Below are 17,010 nucleotides of genomic sequence, written 5' to 3'. Positions count from 1 at the left end.
GCGGCGATAATAGCAGATGCCAACTTTGCTGAACACCAATCACAACAATAGTCCTGATAACTTCAATCAATCGGCCTGACGACGCAGGAACGCCGGAATATCCAGATAATCCAGATCCTCCTGTGGGTTCAGCTTGGCCGCGGTGGCCGCTGCATGGGCCTGATTGCGCATGACCGTCGGGCGCTCCAGATCGCGGTAGTTCACGGCAGCCTGCTCCTGCTGACGCGGGGCCGGCGCCGAGGCGGCAACGGTCTGCACGGTGTTGTCGATGACTTTCACCGGCTTTTCGTTACGCGGACCCAGGCCGGTGGCGACCACGGTGACATGCAGCTCGTCGGCCATGTCCGGATCGATCACGGCACCAACCTTGACGGTGGCTTCATCGGAAGCGAAGGCCTCGATGATCTCGCCCACTGCGGCGTATTCGCCGAGCGACAGGTCCAGACCAGCGGTGATATTGACCAGAATGCCACGTGCGCCCTGCAGGTTGACGTCTTCCAGCAGCGGGTTGCGAATGGCCGCCTCGGTCGCTTCACGGGCGCGATTCGGACCGGTGGAGCAACCGGTGCCCATCATGGCCATGCCCATCTCGCCCATGACGGTCTTGACGTCGGCGAAGTCGACGTTCATCAGGCCCGGACGCTGCATGATGTCGGAAATGCCACGTACCGCGCCGGTCAGCACGTCATCAGCCTTGGCGAAAGCAGCCAGCAGGCTCGCGTCCTTGCCGAGGATGGTCAGCAGCTTCTCGTTGGGGATGGTGATCAGCGAGTCGACGCACTCGGACAGCGCACGGATGCCCTCGTCGGCAACCTGCATGCGGCGACGGCCTTCGAACGGGAACGGACGGGTGACCACGGCGACGGTCAAGATGCCCATTTCCTTGGCGACCGAAGCGATGATCGGCGCAGCACCGGTACCGGTACCGCCACCCATGCCGGTGGTGATGAACACCATGTCCGCACCTTCCAGTACTTCGGCGATGCGCTCACGGTCTTCCATCGCAGCCTGACGGCCGATGTCTGGGTTGGTGCCAGCGCCCAGGCCCTTGGTGATGGCCGAGCCGAGCTGCAGCACGGTACGCGCTTCGATTTTCTTCAGCGCCTGCGCATCGGTGTTGGCACAGATGAATTCGACGCCTTCGACGTTGTTGCGAACCATGTGGTTCACGGCATTGCCGCCACCACCACCAACGCCGATGACCTTGATGACTGCACTTTGCGGGGTATGATCTACGAGTTCGAACATTTCCCTCTCTCCTTCCAGCTTTCTAGTTTTGGTTTTACAGCGCACTGCTTAAAAATTGCCCTGGATCCAGCCCTTGAGCCGGTCCAGAACAGACGCCTTTGATTCGTCGGCGAAATTGCCGAGCCCAGGCACGGGAACGCCGTCGGCCTGCTTGTGCAGTCCGTACAGCAGCAGGCCCACGCCCGTCGAATAAATTGGATTGCGTACTACGTCGGTCAGTCCCTTGACGCTGTGCGGCACGCCCAGGCGCACCGGCATGTGAAAGATTTCCTCGGCCAGGTCGACGGCTCCTTCCATCTTCGCTGTACCGCCAGTGAGAACGATCCCGGCTGGGACCAGATCCTCGTATCCGCTACGCCGCAGCTCGGCCTGAATCAGGGTGAAGAGCTCGTCGTAACGCGGCTCGACCACCTCTGCCAGGGCCTGCCGCGAAAGTTCGCGCGGAGGGCGGTCGCCGACGCTGGGAACCTTGATGGTCTCACCCGCACCGGCCAGCTTGGCCAACGCGCAAGCATAACGAATCTTGATCTCCTCGGCATACTGGGTCGGCGTACGCAACGCCATGGCGATGTCGTTGGTGACCTGGTCGCCGGCGATCGGGATGACGGCCGTATGGCGAATCGCACCCTCGGTGAAGATGCAGATGTCGGTGGTGCCCCCGCCGATATCGACCAGGCAGACGCCCAGTTCCTTCTCGTCATCGGTCAGCACGGCATGGGCCGAGGCCAGCTGCTCAAGGATGATGTCGTCCACTTCCAGGCCACAGCGGCGCACGCACTTCTCGACATTCTGCGCGGCGTTCACCGCGCAGGTGACCACATGGACCTTGGCCTCCAGGCGCACACCGGACATGCCCAGCGGCTCGCGCACGCCCTCCTGGTTGTCGATCACGTAGTCCTGCGGCAGCGTGTGTAGCACGCGCTGGTCGGCGGGGATCGCCACCGCCTGCGCCGCATCGAGCACGCGCTCCAGATCGGCGCTGCTGACCTCGCGGTCGCGAATCGCCACGATGCCGTGGGAATTCAGGCTGCGGATGTGGTTGCCGGCCAGACCGACGAAGGCAGAATGGATGCGGCAGCCGGCCATCAGCTGGGCTTCTTCGATAGCGCGCTGGATCGACTGCACGGTGGATTCGATGTTGACCACCACGCCCTTCTTCAGGCCGCGCGAAGGATGGGTACCGATGCCCACGATTTCCAGTTCACCATCGGCGGTCACCTCGCCCACCAGCGCCACCACCTTGGAGGTGCCGATGTCCAGGCCGACGATCATCTTGCCGCTTTGCACGCTCGACATGTGTTTCATTCCTCAATTCTTCGCAGCGACGGTCGCATCCGTCGCGGTCGGGATCGGCTCATGCCAGGCAACAGCCAGGCCGTTCGCATAGCGCAGATCGATCCGTGCGATCTTCTCGCTTTCCTGCTCCAGCGCCTTTTGATAGATGGCAGTGAAGCGACGCATTTTTTCTACAACCTGGTCCCGCCCCAGCAACAACTCGATGCCCTGGTTGGTAGTCAGGAACCAGCTTCCACGTTCACGCAGCTCGAGGCGGGAAATGGAGAATCCCAGCGGGCGCAGCATTTGGCTGAGCATCTGGTATTGCTGCATGACCCGCTGTTGGGCCCGCTTCGGACCATACAAATGTGGCAAGTGTTCATATCGGCTCAGGTCATCCGGCGAGAAAGCCTGTCCCTTATTGTTAAGCAATGCTTCGCCTCCCCAACGGGCAATCGGCAATTGCTCATCCAGACGCACCATCACCTGATCCGGCCATACACGGCGAACCTCGACATGGGCGATCCAGGGCATCTGTTCGAGTTGGTGACGCATGCCGTTCAGATCAACCTTGAAGAAGCTCTGCTCGACGAAAGGCGCGATCCGCTGCTGGACCGCCTCACGGCTGACGTAGCCCAACTCGCCCTGCACGCTGACCTTGGCGATTGGCCGATCGGCATAGGGCAGCAAGCGCTCGCCCAGCTCGTACAAGCCGACCGCCAGACCGACCAGCAGCACGGGCCAGGCGAAGCGCTTCAGCCCGGCAAGGCTGGGCCTGGGCAGGCGCTGCGACAGCGGCTGTGGTGTCACCAGGCGACTCGCACCCCGTTGCACGGGCTTGCGCGAGGCACGTCCGTTGGCGGGTTGCGAATGGCGCAGCGTGGTGATCATGGCTTAGTTCCCCGCCTCAAGGCTGTCATCGAGAATGCTCAGCACCAGTTGCTGGAAATCCAGACCGGCGGCACGCGCCGCCATTGGCACCAGGCTGTGGTCGGTCATGCCCGGAACGGTATTCACTTCCAGCAGCCAGAAATTGCCCTCGGCGTCCTGCATCACGTCCACCCGCGCCCAGCCGCGGATACCCACCGCCTCGCAGGCGCGCGCCGAGAGGACCTTGAGCTCCTCTTCACGGGCCGCGTCCAGCCCGCAAGGGATCCGGTACTGGGTATCGGAGGCCAGGTACTTGGCGTCGTAGTCGTAGAACGTGTGAGGCGTGCCCAGGCCAATCGGTGGCAACACCTGACCGTGCAGCACCGCCACGGTGAATTCGGGACCCTGGATCCACTGCTCGACCAGCACCTGCGCGTCATAGGTGCTCGCGGCGCGCCAGGCGGCGACCAGCTCGGCGACATCGCCAACCTTGGCCATGCCGATGCTCGACCCCTCATGGGCCGGCTTGACGATCAGCGGAAAGCCCAGGGTCTCGGCCGCAGTCCGGCAATCGGCTTCGCTGGCCAGCACCGCATGCTGCGGCGTCGGCAGGCCGAGGCTTTGCCAGACCTGCTTGGTACGCAATTTATCCATGGCCAGCGCCGAGGCGAGAATGCCGCTGCCGGTGTACGGAATCCCGGCACATTCCAGCAGGCCCTGCATGCTGCCATCCTCACCGCCACGGCCGTGCAGGACGATGAACGCGCGGTCGATCCGTTCACTGCTCAGCCGCTGCAGCAGGTCATCGCCAGCATCGATGCCGAAAGCATCCACGCCCGCCGCCTGCAGGGCCTCGAGCACAGCAGCGCCGGACTTGAGGGAGACCTCGCGCTCGGCGCTCTTGCCGCCGAAGAGCACGGCGACGCGGCCGAATTCCTTGGGGTCGCGCGTCGATTGCAAAGCCATCATTTGCTTTTCCTTGCGGCGTCATCGCCACCGAACAGGGGACTCTTGAGAAGTTGCGGCGCCAGCCCGCCGATATCACCGGCGCCCTGGCAAAGCAGGATGTCGCCGGCACGCAGCAGCGGCTTGACCAGCGGCGCCAGATCTACGCCGCGCTCGACGTAGATCGGATCGAGCTGACCGCGCTGGCGGATGCTGTGGCACAGCTGGCGGCTGTCGGCGCCGGGGATGGGCTCTTCACCGGCCGGGTAGACTTCCATCAGCAGCAGCACATTGGATTCGCCGAGCACCTGCACGAAGTCATCGTAGAGGTCGCGGGTGCGGCTGTATCGGTGTGGCTGGTAGACCATCACCAGGCGCCGCTCCGGCCAGCCGCCGCGCACCGCCTTGATCACCGCGGCGACTTCACGCGGGTGGTGACCATAGTCGTCCACCAGCATCACGCTGCCATCCTCGACCGGCAGCTCGCCATAAACCTGGAAGCGACGGCCGACACCAGCGAACTCAGCCAGGCCCTGGACGATGGCCTCGTCGTCGATGCCCTCGTCTGTGGCAATGGCAATGGTGGCCAGGGCGTTGAGCACGTTGTGGTTGCCTGGCATGTGCACCGACACGTCGAGCGGCTCGCAACCGTCGCGCAGCACGGTGAAATAGGTGCGCATGCCTTCCTGGCGAACGTTGATGGCGCGCACGTCGGCGTCTTCGCCGAAGCCGTAGGTGGTGATCGGGCGACCGATCTGCGGGATGATCTCGCGCACCACCGAATCGTCGACGCAGAGCACCGCCAAGCCGTAGAACGGCAGGTTGTGCAGGAACTCCACGAAGGTCTTCTTCAGCTTGCCGAAGTCGCCGCCATAGGTGCTCATGTGGTCGGCGTCGATGTTGGTTACCACCGCCACCATCGGCTGCAGGTGCAGGAAGCTGGCGTCGCTTTCGTCCGCTTCGGCGATCAGGTAACGGCTGCTGCCCAGCTGGGCATTGGTGCCGGCCGCGGTCAGACGGCCACCGATGACAAAGGTCGGATCGAGCCCGCCTGCTGCGAACACCGAAGCCAGCAGGCTGGTGGTAGTGGTCTTGCCGTGGGTTCCGGCAACGGCGATGCCATGCCGATAGCGCATCAGCTCGGCGAGCATCTCGGCGCGCGGCACCACCGGGATGCGCTGTTCCAGGGCCAGGGCCACTTCCGGATTGGCCGAATTGATCGCACTGGACACCACCAGCACGTCGGCACCGGCGACATTGCCTGCCTGATGGCCGATGAAGATCTGCGCGCCGAAGCTCTGCAGGCGCTCGGTACTGGCCGATTCCTTGAGGTCCGAACCGGACACCTCGTAGCCGAGGTTGAGCAGCACTTCGGCGATGCCGCACATGCCGACCCCGCCGATGCCGACGAAGTGGATGCGGCGGATACGGCGCATACGGCGAACTTCGGCTTTCACCGCGGCGGGAGACTTAGCCATGGGCCACCTCCAGACAGATATCGACCACGCGGCGGGTGGCGTCGGGCCGGGCCAGACGGCGCGCGGTGGCCCCCATGGCCTTGAGTTTTTCCGGCTGCATCATTACCTCGGTCAGCTGAGCGGCGAGCGCGGCCGCATCAGTCTTGGCTTGTGGCAGAAGGACGGCAGCGCCCTCCTTCGCCAGATATTCGGCATTGCGCGTCTGGTGGTCGTCGATGGCATGCGGCAGCGGCACCAAGAAGGACGGCAGCCCGGCGGCGGCCAGCTCGCACACGGTGAGCGCACCGGCGCGGCAGATCACCAGATCGGCCCAGGCGTACGCCCGCGCCATGTCCTTGATGAAGGGCGCAACCTCGGCCTCGACACCCGTCTCGGCGTAGCGCTGCTTGGTGATTTCGGCGTGCTGCTTGCCGGCCTGATGGAACACCTCCGGCCGCAGTTCCACGGGGACCTGCGCCAGCGCGGCGGGCAACAGTTTGTTCAGCGGCTCGGCACCCAGGCTGCCGCCCAGCACCAGCAGGCGCGGCCGGCGCTGAGCCAGGCTGTCGCGCGGGGTTTCTAGGAACAGCTCCTCGCGCACCGGATTGCCGGTGGTGCGGCGCTTAGCGCTGGCCTTGAAGGTGTCCGGGAAGGCCTCGCAGACACGGCTGGAAAGCGGCACGAGGCCACGATTGGCCGTACCGGCGACGGCGTTCTGCTCATGGATCACCAGCGGCACGCCAGCCAGCTTGGCGGCCAGCCCGCCGGGACCGGTTACGTAGCCACCCAGGCCCAACACACACACCGGGCGCAGCTCGCGGATGATGCGGCGCGCCTGGAACAGCGAACGGACCAGCTGCAGTGGCGCCTTGATCAGCGACGCAAGGCTCTTGCCGCGCAATCCGCTGACCTGAATCAGATGCAGCGGCAACCCAGCGGCGGGTACCAGTTCATTCTCGATGCCACGCGGCGTGCCGAGCCAATGCACCGCATAGCCACGCGCCTGGAACTCGCGCGCGCAGGCCAGCGCCGGGAACACGTGGCCACCGGTACCGCCGGCCATGATCAGCACGTTAGCGGCCATGGGCGACCTCCTTGGCCGGCGGCTCGGCGAAGTCGGACTCGTCGAACTCGGTGTCCTCACTGCCCAGCACGGTGCGGCTTTCCCACTCGATGCGCAGCAGCAGCGCCATGCTCGCGCAAGTCACTACCAACGAGCTGCCGCCATAGCTGAGGAAGGGCAGCGTCAGGCCCTTGGTCGGCAACAGGCCGACATTCACCCCGACGTTGATCAGGAACTGGCCCAGCCAGAGAAACGCCAGGCCCCACGCCACATAGGCGGAGAAGAACTGCCGGGCCTTCTCTGCCCAGAGGCCGATGTAGAGAGCACGCACGCCGACGAAGGCAAACAGGGCGATGGTCGCCAGCGCACCGATCATACCCAGCTCTTCGGCCAGTACCGAGAACACGAAGTCGGTGTGCGCTTCGGGCAGGTAGAACTGCTTCTGCACGCTGTTGCCCAGACCGACGCCGAACCATTCGCCACGTCCGAAGGCGATCAACGCCTGGGTCAGCTGATAGCCGGCGCCATACTGATCCGCCCAGGGGTCGGTAAAGGTGATCAGACGCTGCAGGCGGTACTCCTGGGTCTGCACCAGCACCACCACCGCACCGACCGCAGCGATCACCAGCAGGCTGAAGCGGATCATGCCGACCCCGCCGAGGAACAGCATGGCCACCGCAGCGCCCATCATCACCACTGTCGCGCCGAAGTCGGGCTCCAGCAGCAACAGGAACGCCATTGGCAGCAGCACCAGGAACGGCTTGGCGAAGCCCCAGAGGCTTTCGCGGACTTCCTCCTGGCGGCGCACCAGATAACCGGCCAGATAGATAACCACGAATACCTTGGCCAGTTCGGAAGGCTGTACGTTGAACGCGCCGAAACCAATCCAGCGCATCGAGCCATTCACCTCGCGGCCGATGCCCGGCAGCAGCACCAGAATCAGCAGCCCGAACGCTGCCAGCAACAGCATCCAGTCAAGGCGCTGCCAGGCGGACAACGGCACCAGCAGGACGGCAACCGCTGCGCCAAGGCCCAGCAGCACATAGATCAGGTGACGGATCATGTGGTACAGCGGGTTGCCGGAGTTGACCGCGGCCACCTCCGACGACGCCGAGGTGATCATCACCAGGCCAAGCCCCAGCAGCGCCAGGCAGCCGGCCAGCATCGGGAAATCCAGATCCACGCCGCGGCGGCCGAACAAGGGCGAAGGTGCATGACGCAGGAAGGCGAGCATCAGTCGAGCGCCTCCACCGCAGCGGCGAACAGGCGACCGCGCTCTTCGAAGTTCTTGAACATGTCCAGGCTGGCGCAGGCAGGCGAGAGCAGTACAGCATCCCCCGCCTCTGCATGTTCGGCGGCGCGCTGCACCGCCTCTTCCAGGCTGGCTACATGCACCAGAGGTGCTGCATCGCCCAGCGCCTCGGCCAGACGCGATGCGTCACGACCGAGCAGAACCACGGCGCGGCAATAACGCGAGACAGGGGTACGCAGCCCGGAGAAGTCGGCGCCCTTGCCGTCACCGCCAGCGATCAGCACCAGCTTGCCGTCAATATCCGCGCCCAGTCCTTCGATGGCTGCCAGTGCCGCGCCCACGTTGGTGGCTTTGGAATCATCGTAATAACTGACGGCCTGATGCTCGCCGACCCATTGGCAACGGTGCGGCAAACCGGCGAAACGTCGCAGCGTCTCGAGCATCGGCTCGAATGGCAGACCTACGGCATGCCCGAGAGCGAGAGCCGCCAGCGCATTCGACTGGTTGTGTGCGCCACGGATCTTCAGCTCGCGAACCGGCATCAGCGCTTCGAACTGGAACGCCAGGTACTTCTCGCCGCGCTCCTCGAACAGCCCGAAGCCCTTGAAGTCAGGCTTGCCGAGACCGAAGGTCCAAGTCGGAACATCCTCGCCCACCAGCGGCCGGCTGAGGCGGTCGTCGCGATTGACCACCACCTGGCGTGCACCACGGAAGATGCGGTGCTTGGCCTGGTGGTAAGCCGGCAGCCCGCTGTAACGGTCCATGTGGTCTTCGCTGATATTCAGACAAGTGGCCACTTCGGCATTGAGCTGCTCGGTGGTCTCCAGCTGGAAGCTGGACAACTCCAGTACGTACAGCTCGACATCGTCGGCCAGGAGATCTAGCGCTGGCGTGCCGAGGTTGCCGCCAACCGCCACCTTGCGCCCGGCCGCAGCGGCCATCTCGCCGACCAGCGTGGTCACAGTGCTCTTGGCATTGGAGCCGGTGATCGCGACGATCGGCGCCTTGGCTTCACGGGCGAACAGCTCGATATCTCCAGACAGCTTGACCCCGCGGGCCGCCGCCGCCTGCAGCGCGGGAGTGCTGACCGGCAGGCCGGGGCTCACCAGCAGCTCGCTGGCGGTACAGAGGAAGTCCACATCCAGCTCGCCGCAGCGCACCTGCACGTCCGGGTACTCCGCCTGCAACGAGGCCAGCTCCGGCGGATTCGCACGGGTATCGACGACGGCAAACGGCAGCCCGCGGCGCGCCAGATGGCGAACCAGGGACATGCCGCTTTTGCCGAGGCCGACAACGATGCGGAAATGGTCGGAAGCGATGAGCACGTTCGGTTACCTCAGCTTCAGGGTGGCGAGGCCAACCAGCACCAGGATCACGGTGATGATCCAGAAGCGCACGATTACCCGGGGCTCAGGCCAGCCCTTGAGTTCGAAATGGTGGTGGATCGGCGCCATGCGGAACACACGCTTGCCGGTGAGTTTGAAGCTGGCAACCTGGATCATCACCGAGAGCGTCTCCATGACGAACACGCCGCCCATGATGAAGAGCACCACTTCCTGGCGCACGATCACGGCAATGGTGCCCAGCGCCGCGCCCAGCGCCAGCGCGCCGACGTCGCCCATGAAGACCTGCGCCGGATAGGTGTTGAACCAAAGAAAGCCGAGGCCGGCTCCGATCAGCGCACCGCAGAACACGATCAGCTCGCCTGCGCCGGGAATGTAGGGAATGAGCAGGTATTCGGCGAAATTCACGTTACCGGAGAGGTAGCAGAAGATGCCCAGACCGCCGCCGACCATAACGGTGGGCATGATCGCCAGGCCGTCCAGGCCGTCGGTGAGGTTGACCGCATTGCTCGAACCGACGATGACGAAATAGGTGAGCACCACGAAACCGATCCCGAGCGGGATCTCGATATTCTTCAGCAGCGGCAGGATCAGCGTGGTTTCGATCGGCGTTTGCGCCGTCATATATAGGAAGATCGCGGCACCGAGGCCGAAGACCGATTGCCAGAAGTATTTCCAGCGGCTGGGCAGGCCGCGGGAGTTCTTCTCGATCACCTTGCGATAGTCATCGACCCACCCGATCGCGCCGAAGAGCAGGGTCACCGCCAGCACCACCCAGACATAGCGATTGGCCAGATCCGCCCAGAGCAGCGTGGAGATGCCGATGGCGCTGAGAATCAGCGCGCCGCCCATGGTAGGCGTGCCGGATTTCGACAGGTGCGACTGCGGCCCGTCGGTGCGCACCGCCTGGCCGATCTGGCGCAGCTGCAGGGTGCGGATCAGCCAGGGGCCCATCCACAGCGAAAGTACCAGCGCGGTGAGGACGCCGAGGATTCCACGCAGCGACAGGTACTGGAAGACCGCGAAGCCCTTGTGGAACTGTTGCAAATACTCGGCGAGCAGCAGCAGCATCAGTGTTTCTCCATGGATGGCCCGGCGAGCGCATCGACGACTTTGTCCATCGCCGCGCTACGCGAACCCTTGATCAGAATGGTGGTACCGCTGCCCTGTTCGGCACGCAGGCTCTCGATGAGGCTGGTCTGGTCGGCGAAATGGCGGGCGCCCGGGCCGAAAGCGGCAACCGCATACGCCATCAGTGGCCCGACGGCGAAAAGCGTGTCGACCTTGCCCGATGCATAGGCGCCCACGTCACGATGGCCCTGCTCGGCCCACTCGCCCAGCTCACCCATATCGCCCAACACCAGAACGGTGCGTCCGGCGAAACTAGCGAGCACGTCGATGGCGGCGCAGATCGATGCGGGGTTGGCGTTGTAGCTGTCGTCGATCAGACGCACGCCGTTGTCCAACATCTGCGCCACGGCGCGCCCCTTGACCGGCTGCAGGCCCTGCAGGCCAGCGACGATGGGCTCGGCGGTGATGCCCATGGCAAAGGCGGCAGCGGACGCAGCCAGGGCATTCGCCACGTTATGGCGACCCAGCAGGTTGAGCTGCAAGCGCAGATTGCCCAGCGGGCCGGTCAGTACGAAACTCGGGCAACCGCGCTGGTCGTAGGCGATCGAACCGGCAGAGAAGTCGGCGAGCGGGTTGTCCAGACCGAACGACACGATGCGCTTGCCGGCCACGCGCTCGGCCCAGATCGGGTAGGCCTTGTCGTCACGGTTCAGCACGGCGCAGCCTGTTGCGCTCAGCCCATCGAGGATTTCGCCCTTGGCCTCGATGATCTTCTCCGGCCCGCCGAACTCTCCGACATGGGCGCTGCCGGCGTTGGTGATCAGGCTGACATCCGGACGCACCAGCTTGACGGTGTAGGCGATGTCACCCACGCGCGAGGCACCAAGTTCGATGACCGCGCTGCGGTGCACGGCGTCCAGCTCCAGCAGTGTCAGCGGCGCGCCGAGGTCGTTGTTCAGATTGCCGCGGGTGGCGAGCACAGCATCCTGTCCATGAGCGCTGCGCAGGATGCTGGCGAGCATTTCCTTGACGCTGGTCTTGCCACTGGAGCCGGTGATAGCGGCGACCGGCCCCTTGAAGGCGTCACGGTTGAGCGCGCCCAGGCGGCCCAACGCGAAACGGGTGTCGGCGACCACCAGCTGTGGCAACGGCGCGCCTTCCACTTCGCGTGCGACCAGTGCAGCCACCGCGCCCTTGGCTGCCACTTCAGCCAGGTAGGCATGGCCATCGAAGCGCGGACCGGTCAGCGCAATGAACAGCTGTCCCGGCTGGATCGCCCGGCTGTCGGTGCTGACAGCCGAGAAGCTGGCATCGGCATCCACCAGACGGCCCGACAAGGGGCCCTGCAGCTCGCTCAGGCGCATGGCTTCAAGCATGGGGCTTCTCCCAGGTGGCCAGTGCCGCAACGGCTTCCTCGATATCGGAGAACGGCAGCCGTTCGCCGCGAACTTCCTGATAGTCCTCGTGCCCTTTGCCCGCGAGCACCACCACGTCGTCGGCATTCGCGGCCGCGATAAGGCCGGCAATCGCCTGGGCGCGACCGTGCACGAAGGTCACCGTTTCAGGATTGACGAAGCCACTGCGGATATCGTCGAGAATTCGCTCCGGCGCCTCGTTGCGCGGGTTGTCATCGGTAACCACGATGCCATCGGCCAGTCGCTCGACGACCTCGGCCATCAGCGGGCGCTTGCCGCTGTCACGGTCACCACCGCAGCCGAACAAGCAGAGCAACCGGCCACGCGCGTGCGGGCGCAACGCAGTGAGCACCTTTTCCAGCGCATCCGGAGTATGCGCATAGTCGACCACGACCAGAGGATGATCACCGCCACCCAGACGTTGCATGCGTCCGGTCGGACCTTCCAGTTCGGGCAGCACGTTCAGGATTTCGTCCAGCGGGTAATCCATGCCCAACAAGGCGCCAACGGTGGCCAGCACGTTGCTGACATTGAAGCGCCCCAGCAGCGGGCTGCGCAGCGAGCGCTCGCCCTGCGGCGTGATCAGGCGCGCGTGGATACCGCTGTCGTCGAGCCTGGCCTCGGCACAGAACAGATACGCCGACGGGTCTTCCAGGCTATAGGTGATCAGGCGAGACTCATGCTCCCGACCCGCCAGCTCACGACCGAAACCGTCATCAATATTGACCACCCGGCAGCGCAGGCAGGGGAAGTCGAACAGACGTGCCTTGGCGGCACCATAGGCGTCCATGGTGCCGTGATAGTCCAGGTGATCGCGGGACAGATTGGTGAACACCGCGACGTCGAAGTCCAGCGCGGCAACCCGCCCCTGATCCAGGCCATGCGAGGACACCTCCATCGCCACCGCCTTGGCACCTTCCTGCTTCAGACTGGCCAGCGTCGCCTGCACGCCGATCGCATCTGGCGTCGTATGCCGTCCTTGCTCAAGCTGGCCATGAAAACCGTTGCCCAGCGTACCGATGATGCCGCACGGCTCGCCGAGCCGGTCCAACGCCTGCGCGATCAGCTGGCTGACGCTGGTCTTGCCGTTGGTTCCGGTGACGCCGACCAGGTGCAGATTGCGACTCGGCTCGCCATAGAACCGCCCGGCAATTGCCGAAAGCTGGTTGCTCAGGTGCAGAACCGGAACCATCACGGCAGCACCGGCCAATGGTTCGGCGAGCCCCTCGCTTTCATAGGCAACCGCGGCTGCACCTCGGGCTATCGCATCCGCGACGTGGTCGCGTCCGTCTTGCTGCAAGCCGGGAACCGCCAGGAAGAGGTCGCCGCCGCGCACCTTGCGACTGTCGAGCGTGAGCTCGCGGATCAATACATCGCTGCCGGCCTGCGGCAGAAAATGACTCAACGGCATTGGCATCAGCTGCGCCCTCCCTTGCCTTCAGAGTTCTCTGCGGCCTGCAACTCGGCTGGTGGCGGCAGATTGTCAGGCGCTACGTTCATCAGCCGCAGCGCGCGGGCCATGACCTTGCCGAACACCGGCGCTGCGACCAGACCGCCGTAGTACTGTCCCTTGCTCGGCTCGTCCACGACCACTACCGCGGCAATACGCGGATTGGAAAGCGGCGCGACGCCAGCGAAGAACGAGCGATAGGCGTCCTTGGTGTAGCCACCTGTGCCGGAAATCTTCTTCGCGGTACCGCTCTTGCCACCCACGTGATAGCCCGGCACCTTAGCGCGCGAGCCGCCACCGCCCTCTTCTTCGACGACTGCGCGCAGCATCTGCAGTACCGTGGCGGAAATCTGCTTGTCGATCACCTGCACGCCATCCTGCGTCTGATCCAGCCGCAGCAGGGAGAGCGGGACATTCACGCCCTGATTGCCGAGCACGGCATAGGCATGCGCCAACTGAACCGCGGTAACAGACAGGCCATAGCCATATGCGAGCGAGGCGGTCTCGGCATCCCGCCACTTGCGATGATTGGGCAGATTGCCGACGCGCTCGCCCGGGAAGCCGAGCCCGGTATCCTGGCCGAAGCCAGCCTGCTGCATCACGGCATAGACCGGTTCAGCGCCAATATCTAGGGCGATCTTGCTGATCCCGACGTTGCTCGACTTCATCAGGATGCCGGTCAACGAGAGCATGCCGCCGCGCGATACGTCGCGGATCGTGTAGCGACCAATGCGCATCCAGCCCGGCAAGGTGTTGACCACCGAATCCGGCTGGTACTTGCCAGTGCCCAAGGCGGCAGCAATGCTGAACGGCTTGACGGTCGAGCCAGGCTCGAACACGTCGATCATGGCGCGGTTGCGCATGGCCGCCGGCTGCAGATTGCGACGGTTGTTCGGGTTGTAGGTGGGCTGGTTGGCCATGGCGAGGATCTCGCCGGTCTTGACGTCGACCATGACCAGACTGGCGGCCTTGGCGCCATACTCGTGCACCACATTGCGCAGCTCGCTGTGGGCCAGATACTGCAGACGCAGATCGATCGAAAGCGCCATGGCCTTGCCGGCCTTAGCGTTCTTCACCACTTGCACGTCCTTGATAAGACGGCCACGACGGTCCTTCAGCACTTGGCGCTTGCCCGGTACGCCAGCGAGCCACTCGTCATAAGCGAGCTCCATGCCCTCGCGGCCACGATCATCGATATCGGTGAAGCCCACCACATGGGCGGCCACTTCGCCGGCTGGATAGAACCGACGAAACTCCTCTTGCGAGTAAACGCCTGGAATCTTCAGATCCAGCACGCCCTGCCCCTGCTCAGGAGTGAGCCCGCGCACCAGATAGATGAACTCGCGCGAGGCCTGCGACTGAAGTCGCTCGCTGAGAGATGCTGCGTCCTGCCCCAGTGCCTTAGCCAGTTCCGGCCAACGCGCGCGAGCAGCCTGCAACTCCTTTGGATTGCCCCAAAGCGTGGTAACCGGCGTGCTCACCGCAAGCGGCTCGCCGTTGCGATCGGTGATCAGCCCGCGGTGGGCAGGAATCGGGATGTGTCGAACACTGCGTGCATCGCCTTGCCCTTGCAGGAAAGCCTGGTCCATGACCTGCAGATCGACGATGCGCCAGGCGATCACACCGACCAGCAGCGCCAGCAGCGTCAATACGATGCGAAAGCGCCAGGGATAAAGTGCGCCCTTGATGGTCATCATGGCTTCACCAGCCTGACGTCGGCCGCCGCGGGAATATGCATGCGCAGCTGATCGGTCGCCAGCGTCTCGATGCGGCTGTGAGCAGTCCAGGTGCTCTGCTCGAGAATCAGGCGCCCCCACTCTGCCTGCGCCTTGTCGCGCACGCTGAGCTCGCCGTAGAGGTCGTTGAGCAGCTGACGATTCCAGTGCGCGCAGTAAGCCACCGCAATTGCCGACAGCAGGACACTGACGAACAGCACCAGCATCAGCAGACTGCCGTTGGGCATGGATCGCAGCATGCGACTCACCGCAGCTTCTCCGCGACACGCATTACCGCGCTGCGCGAGCGCGGATTGGCCCGAACCTCCGGCTCGGAGGCGTACTGCGGCTTGCCTATCAGTTTCAGCCGGGGCTCGAAGGCCTTGGGAATGATCGGCAGATCGCGCGGGAGCTTGTCCGCTTCGCCCTTGGCGTGGCGCCGCATGAACTGCTTGACGATGCGGTCTTCCAGCGAGTGGAAACTGATGACAACCAGACGGCCGCCCACAGCCAATGCATCCAGCGCAGCATCAAGGCCGCGCTCCAGATCGCCCAGCTCGTTGTTGATATGAATGCGCAACCCCTGGAAGGCACGCGTTGCGGGGTTCTTGCCTTTCTCCCAGGCGGGATTGGCGTCGGTCAGCACCTTGGCGAGATCAGCAGTACGCTCGAAGGGCGCCACCACACGGCGCTGCACCACGGCTCGCGCCATGCGCTTGGCGAAGCGTTCCTCGCCATAATCCTTGAACACGCGAGCGATCTCGTCCTCATCAGCCTGGGCAATCCACTCGGCCGCATTGACACCGCGCGCCGGGTCCATCCGCATGTCCAGCGGGCCATCATTGAGAAAGCTGAAGCCTCGCTCAGGGTCATCCAGCTGCGGCGAGGAAACCCCGAGATCCAGCAGAACACCGCTGACAGTCCCGTTCCAGCCGCGTTGCGCGACCTCCTCTCCTAGCTCGGCAAAACTCCTCTGCACAACGACAAAGCGGCCGTCCTCGGCCGCCAGCTCTTGCCCCGTAGCAATGGCTAATGGGTCCTTGTCGAACCCTAGCAAGAGGCCATCAGGCCCAAGCTGCTGAAGCAGTAACCGGCTGTGCCCGCCGCGACCGAAGGTTCCGTCGACATAGCGGCCATCCGGACGCACGTTCAGCGCCGCGACGGCTTCGTCGAGCAACACGGTGATATGTCGCAGGCTGCTGATCTGGCTCACAGGATAAGGTCACGTAGTTCTTCCGGCAGGCCGCCGGGTTGTTTGATGGCCGCCAGGTCCGCGTCGGATATCGCGTTCCAGTCGTCCTCGTTCCACAGTTGAAACTTGTTGAGCTGCCCTACGAGCATCGCTCGCTTGTCCAGCCTGGCGTATTCGCGCAGACGCGGCGGTACCAGCACACGACCGCTGCCATCCATCTCCAGATCGACAGCATTACCAATCAGCAAGCGCTGCAGTCGCCGTGCTTCCTCACGTAACGAGGGCAGCTCGCGCAGCTTCGCCTCGATCAACTCCCACTCAGGCAACGGGTAGATACAAAGGCAGCGGTCCACGGCATCGATCGTGATGATCAGCTGGCCATCGCCACGGGAATTCAGCTCGTCACGATACCGGCTGGGCATGGCTAGCCGGCCTTTGGCGTCGAGACTGATGGCGTTAGCTCCGCGAAACACGCTTGCGCTTCCCCTGAATTAGCTATCCATGCCCATATCTACCCACTTTCTGCCACTTCCTACCACTTGTGCGCACTATAGAAACGCCGTAGCCCCACCGTCAAGGCGAGCCAGACGGGAAAAACCCTTACGGAGCGGCAATTTAGCGATGCTTAGGGAAGACGCGACTGAAATCGGAGGCGAGAGTGGAAATCTAGTTTCAGCACGACAGGGAGTTACTCAACAAAGTTAAAGTGCTTTG

General features: G+C 64.1%; 15 protein-coding genes. All 15 read right to left on the bottom strand.

The genetic code is table 11. The annotated features are described in order from the left end of the window. Nucleotides 1-66: 66 nt before the first annotated feature. The 15 genes from ftsZ to mraZ are packed head-to-tail and all read right to left on the bottom strand — an operon-like array spanning nucleotide 67 to nucleotide 16,769. Nucleotides 67-1,248, bottom strand: coding sequence for a cell division protein FtsZ (gene ftsZ, locus OUY36_RS05225; protein ID WP_063544521.1), 1,182 nt, complete (start codon nucleotides 1,246-1,248; stop codon nucleotides 67-69). A gap of 48 nt (nucleotides 1,249-1,296) precedes the next feature. Further along, nucleotides 1,297-2,544, bottom strand: a complete 1,248-nt coding sequence (gene ftsA / locus OUY36_RS05220; RefSeq protein ID WP_063544519.1) for a cell division protein FtsA — start codon at nucleotides 2,542-2,544, stop codon at nucleotides 1,297-1,299. A 12-nt stretch (nucleotides 2,545-2,556) separates the two neighbouring features. Beyond that, nucleotides 2,557-3,414: a cell division protein FtsQ/DivIB gene (locus tag OUY36_RS05215; RefSeq protein WP_102840602.1), complete on the bottom strand. Its 858-nt coding sequence runs from the start codon at nucleotides 3,412-3,414 to the stop codon at nucleotides 2,557-2,559. A 3-nt stretch (nucleotides 3,415-3,417) separates the two neighbouring features. Continuing rightward, the gene (locus OUY36_RS05210) at nucleotides 3,418-4,362 is read right to left on the bottom strand and encodes a D-alanine--D-alanine ligase (RefSeq protein ID WP_267937037.1); all 945 of its coding nucleotides are present in this window, start codon (nucleotides 4,360-4,362) and stop codon (nucleotides 3,418-3,420) included. Then, nucleotides 4,359-5,816: a UDP-N-acetylmuramate--L-alanine ligase gene (gene murC / locus OUY36_RS05205; protein ID WP_267937034.1), complete on the bottom strand. Its 1,458-nt coding sequence runs from the start codon at nucleotides 5,814-5,816 to the stop codon at nucleotides 4,359-4,361. The genes OUY36_RS05210 and murC overlap by 4 nt, the downstream gene beginning before the upstream one ends. Then, nucleotides 5,809-6,879 (bottom strand): undecaprenyldiphospho-muramoylpentapeptide beta-N-acetylglucosaminyltransferase, encoded by a 1,071-nt coding sequence (gene murG, locus OUY36_RS05200; protein WP_156244368.1) that lies wholly within the window; start codon nucleotides 6,877-6,879, stop codon nucleotides 5,809-5,811. Before murG ends, murC begins: the two co-directional genes overlap by 8 nt. After that, nucleotides 6,869-8,092: a putative lipid II flippase FtsW gene (gene ftsW, locus OUY36_RS05195; RefSeq protein WP_156244367.1), complete on the bottom strand. Its 1,224-nt coding sequence runs from the start codon at nucleotides 8,090-8,092 to the stop codon at nucleotides 6,869-6,871. Before ftsW ends, murG begins: the two co-directional genes overlap by 11 nt. Then, on the bottom strand, nucleotides 8,092-9,435 hold the full coding sequence (gene murD / locus OUY36_RS05190) for a UDP-N-acetylmuramoyl-L-alanine--D-glutamate ligase (protein ID WP_267937031.1): 1,344 nt from the start codon (nucleotides 9,433-9,435) through the stop codon (nucleotides 8,092-8,094). Before murD ends, ftsW begins: the two co-directional genes overlap by 1 nt. 6 nt (nucleotides 9,436-9,441) lie before the next feature. After that, nucleotides 9,442-10,524: a phospho-N-acetylmuramoyl-pentapeptide-transferase gene (mraY, locus tag OUY36_RS05185; protein ID WP_063544505.1), complete on the bottom strand. Its 1,083-nt coding sequence runs from the start codon at nucleotides 10,522-10,524 to the stop codon at nucleotides 9,442-9,444. Continuing rightward, nucleotides 10,524-11,900 (bottom strand): UDP-N-acetylmuramoyl-tripeptide--D-alanyl-D-alanine ligase, encoded by a 1,377-nt coding sequence (locus OUY36_RS05180; protein ID WP_156244366.1) that lies wholly within the window; start codon nucleotides 11,898-11,900, stop codon nucleotides 10,524-10,526. The genes mraY and OUY36_RS05180 overlap by 1 nt, the downstream gene beginning before the upstream one ends. Next, nucleotides 11,893-13,356, bottom strand: coding sequence for a UDP-N-acetylmuramoyl-L-alanyl-D-glutamate--2,6-diaminopimelate ligase (locus OUY36_RS05175; RefSeq protein ID WP_156244365.1), 1,464 nt, complete (start codon nucleotides 13,354-13,356; stop codon nucleotides 11,893-11,895). The genes OUY36_RS05180 and OUY36_RS05175 overlap by 8 nt, the downstream gene beginning before the upstream one ends. Beyond that, a complete protein-coding gene (locus OUY36_RS05170) occupies nucleotides 13,356-15,083 on the bottom strand; it encodes a peptidoglycan D,D-transpeptidase FtsI family protein (protein WP_267938093.1) in 1,728 nt (575 codons plus the stop codon). The genes OUY36_RS05175 and OUY36_RS05170 overlap by 1 nt, the downstream gene beginning before the upstream one ends. Further along, the gene (gene ftsL / locus OUY36_RS05165) at nucleotides 15,083-15,364 is read right to left on the bottom strand and encodes a cell division protein FtsL (RefSeq protein WP_156244364.1); all 282 of its coding nucleotides are present in this window, start codon (nucleotides 15,362-15,364) and stop codon (nucleotides 15,083-15,085) included. The genes OUY36_RS05170 and ftsL overlap by 1 nt, the downstream gene beginning before the upstream one ends. Before the next feature lie 5 nt (nucleotides 15,365-15,369). Then, nucleotides 15,370-16,317, bottom strand: coding sequence for a 16S rRNA (cytosine(1402)-N(4))-methyltransferase RsmH (gene rsmH, locus OUY36_RS05160; protein ID WP_267937024.1), 948 nt, complete (start codon nucleotides 16,315-16,317; stop codon nucleotides 15,370-15,372). Continuing rightward, a complete protein-coding gene (gene mraZ / locus OUY36_RS05155; protein ID WP_063544493.1) occupies nucleotides 16,314-16,769 on the bottom strand; it encodes a division/cell wall cluster transcriptional repressor MraZ in 456 nt (151 codons plus the stop codon). The genes rsmH and mraZ overlap by 4 nt, the downstream gene beginning before the upstream one ends. Nucleotides 16,770-17,010: the final 241 nt, after the last annotated feature.

It is taken from the genome of Stutzerimonas sp. R40042 (genome assembly GCF_026642215.1).
Lineage (GTDB): Bacteria > Pseudomonadota > Gammaproteobacteria > Pseudomonadales > Pseudomonadaceae > Stutzerimonas > Stutzerimonas frequens.
This window is presented reverse-complemented; position numbering and strand designations above follow the sequence as displayed.

Coding starts and splice junctions, on each gene's coding strand:
- ftsZ (WP_063544521.1), bottom strand. CDS start 1,248: ATGTTCGAACTCGTAGATCATACCCCGCAAAGTGCAGTCATCAAGGTC.
- ftsA (WP_063544519.1), bottom strand. CDS start 2,544: ATGTCGAGCGTGCAAAGCGGCAAGATGATCGTCGGCCTGGACATCGGC.
- OUY36_RS05215 (WP_102840602.1), bottom strand. CDS start 3,414: ATGATCACCACGCTGCGCCATTCGCAACCCGCCAACGGACGTGCCTCG.
- OUY36_RS05210 (WP_267937037.1), bottom strand. CDS start 4,362: ATGATGGCTTTGCAATCGACGCGCGACCCCAAGGAATTCGGCCGCGTC.
- murC (WP_267937034.1), bottom strand. CDS start 5,816: ATGGCTAAGTCTCCCGCCGCGGTGAAAGCCGAAGTTCGCCGTATGCGC.
- murG (WP_156244368.1), bottom strand. CDS start 6,879: ATGGCCGCTAACGTGCTGATCATGGCCGGCGGTACCGGTGGCCACGTG.
- ftsW (WP_156244367.1), bottom strand. CDS start 8,092: ATGCTCGCCTTCCTGCGTCATGCACCTTCGCCCTTGTTCGGCCGCCGC.
- mraY (WP_063544505.1), bottom strand. CDS start 10,524: ATGCTGCTGCTGCTCGCCGAGTATTTGCAACAGTTCCACAAGGGCTTC.
- OUY36_RS05180 (WP_156244366.1), bottom strand. CDS start 11,900: ATGCTTGAAGCCATGCGCCTGAGCGAGCTGCAGGGCCCCTTGTCGGGC.
- OUY36_RS05175 (WP_156244365.1), bottom strand. CDS start 13,356: ATGCCAATGCCGTTGAGTCATTTTCTGCCGCAGGCCGGCAGCGATGTA.
- OUY36_RS05170 (WP_267938093.1), bottom strand. CDS start 15,083: ATGACCATCAAGGGCGCACTTTATCCCTGGCGCTTTCGCATCGTATTG.
- ftsL (WP_156244364.1), bottom strand. CDS start 15,364: ATGCTGCGATCCATGCCCAACGGCAGTCTGCTGATGCTGGTGCTGTTC.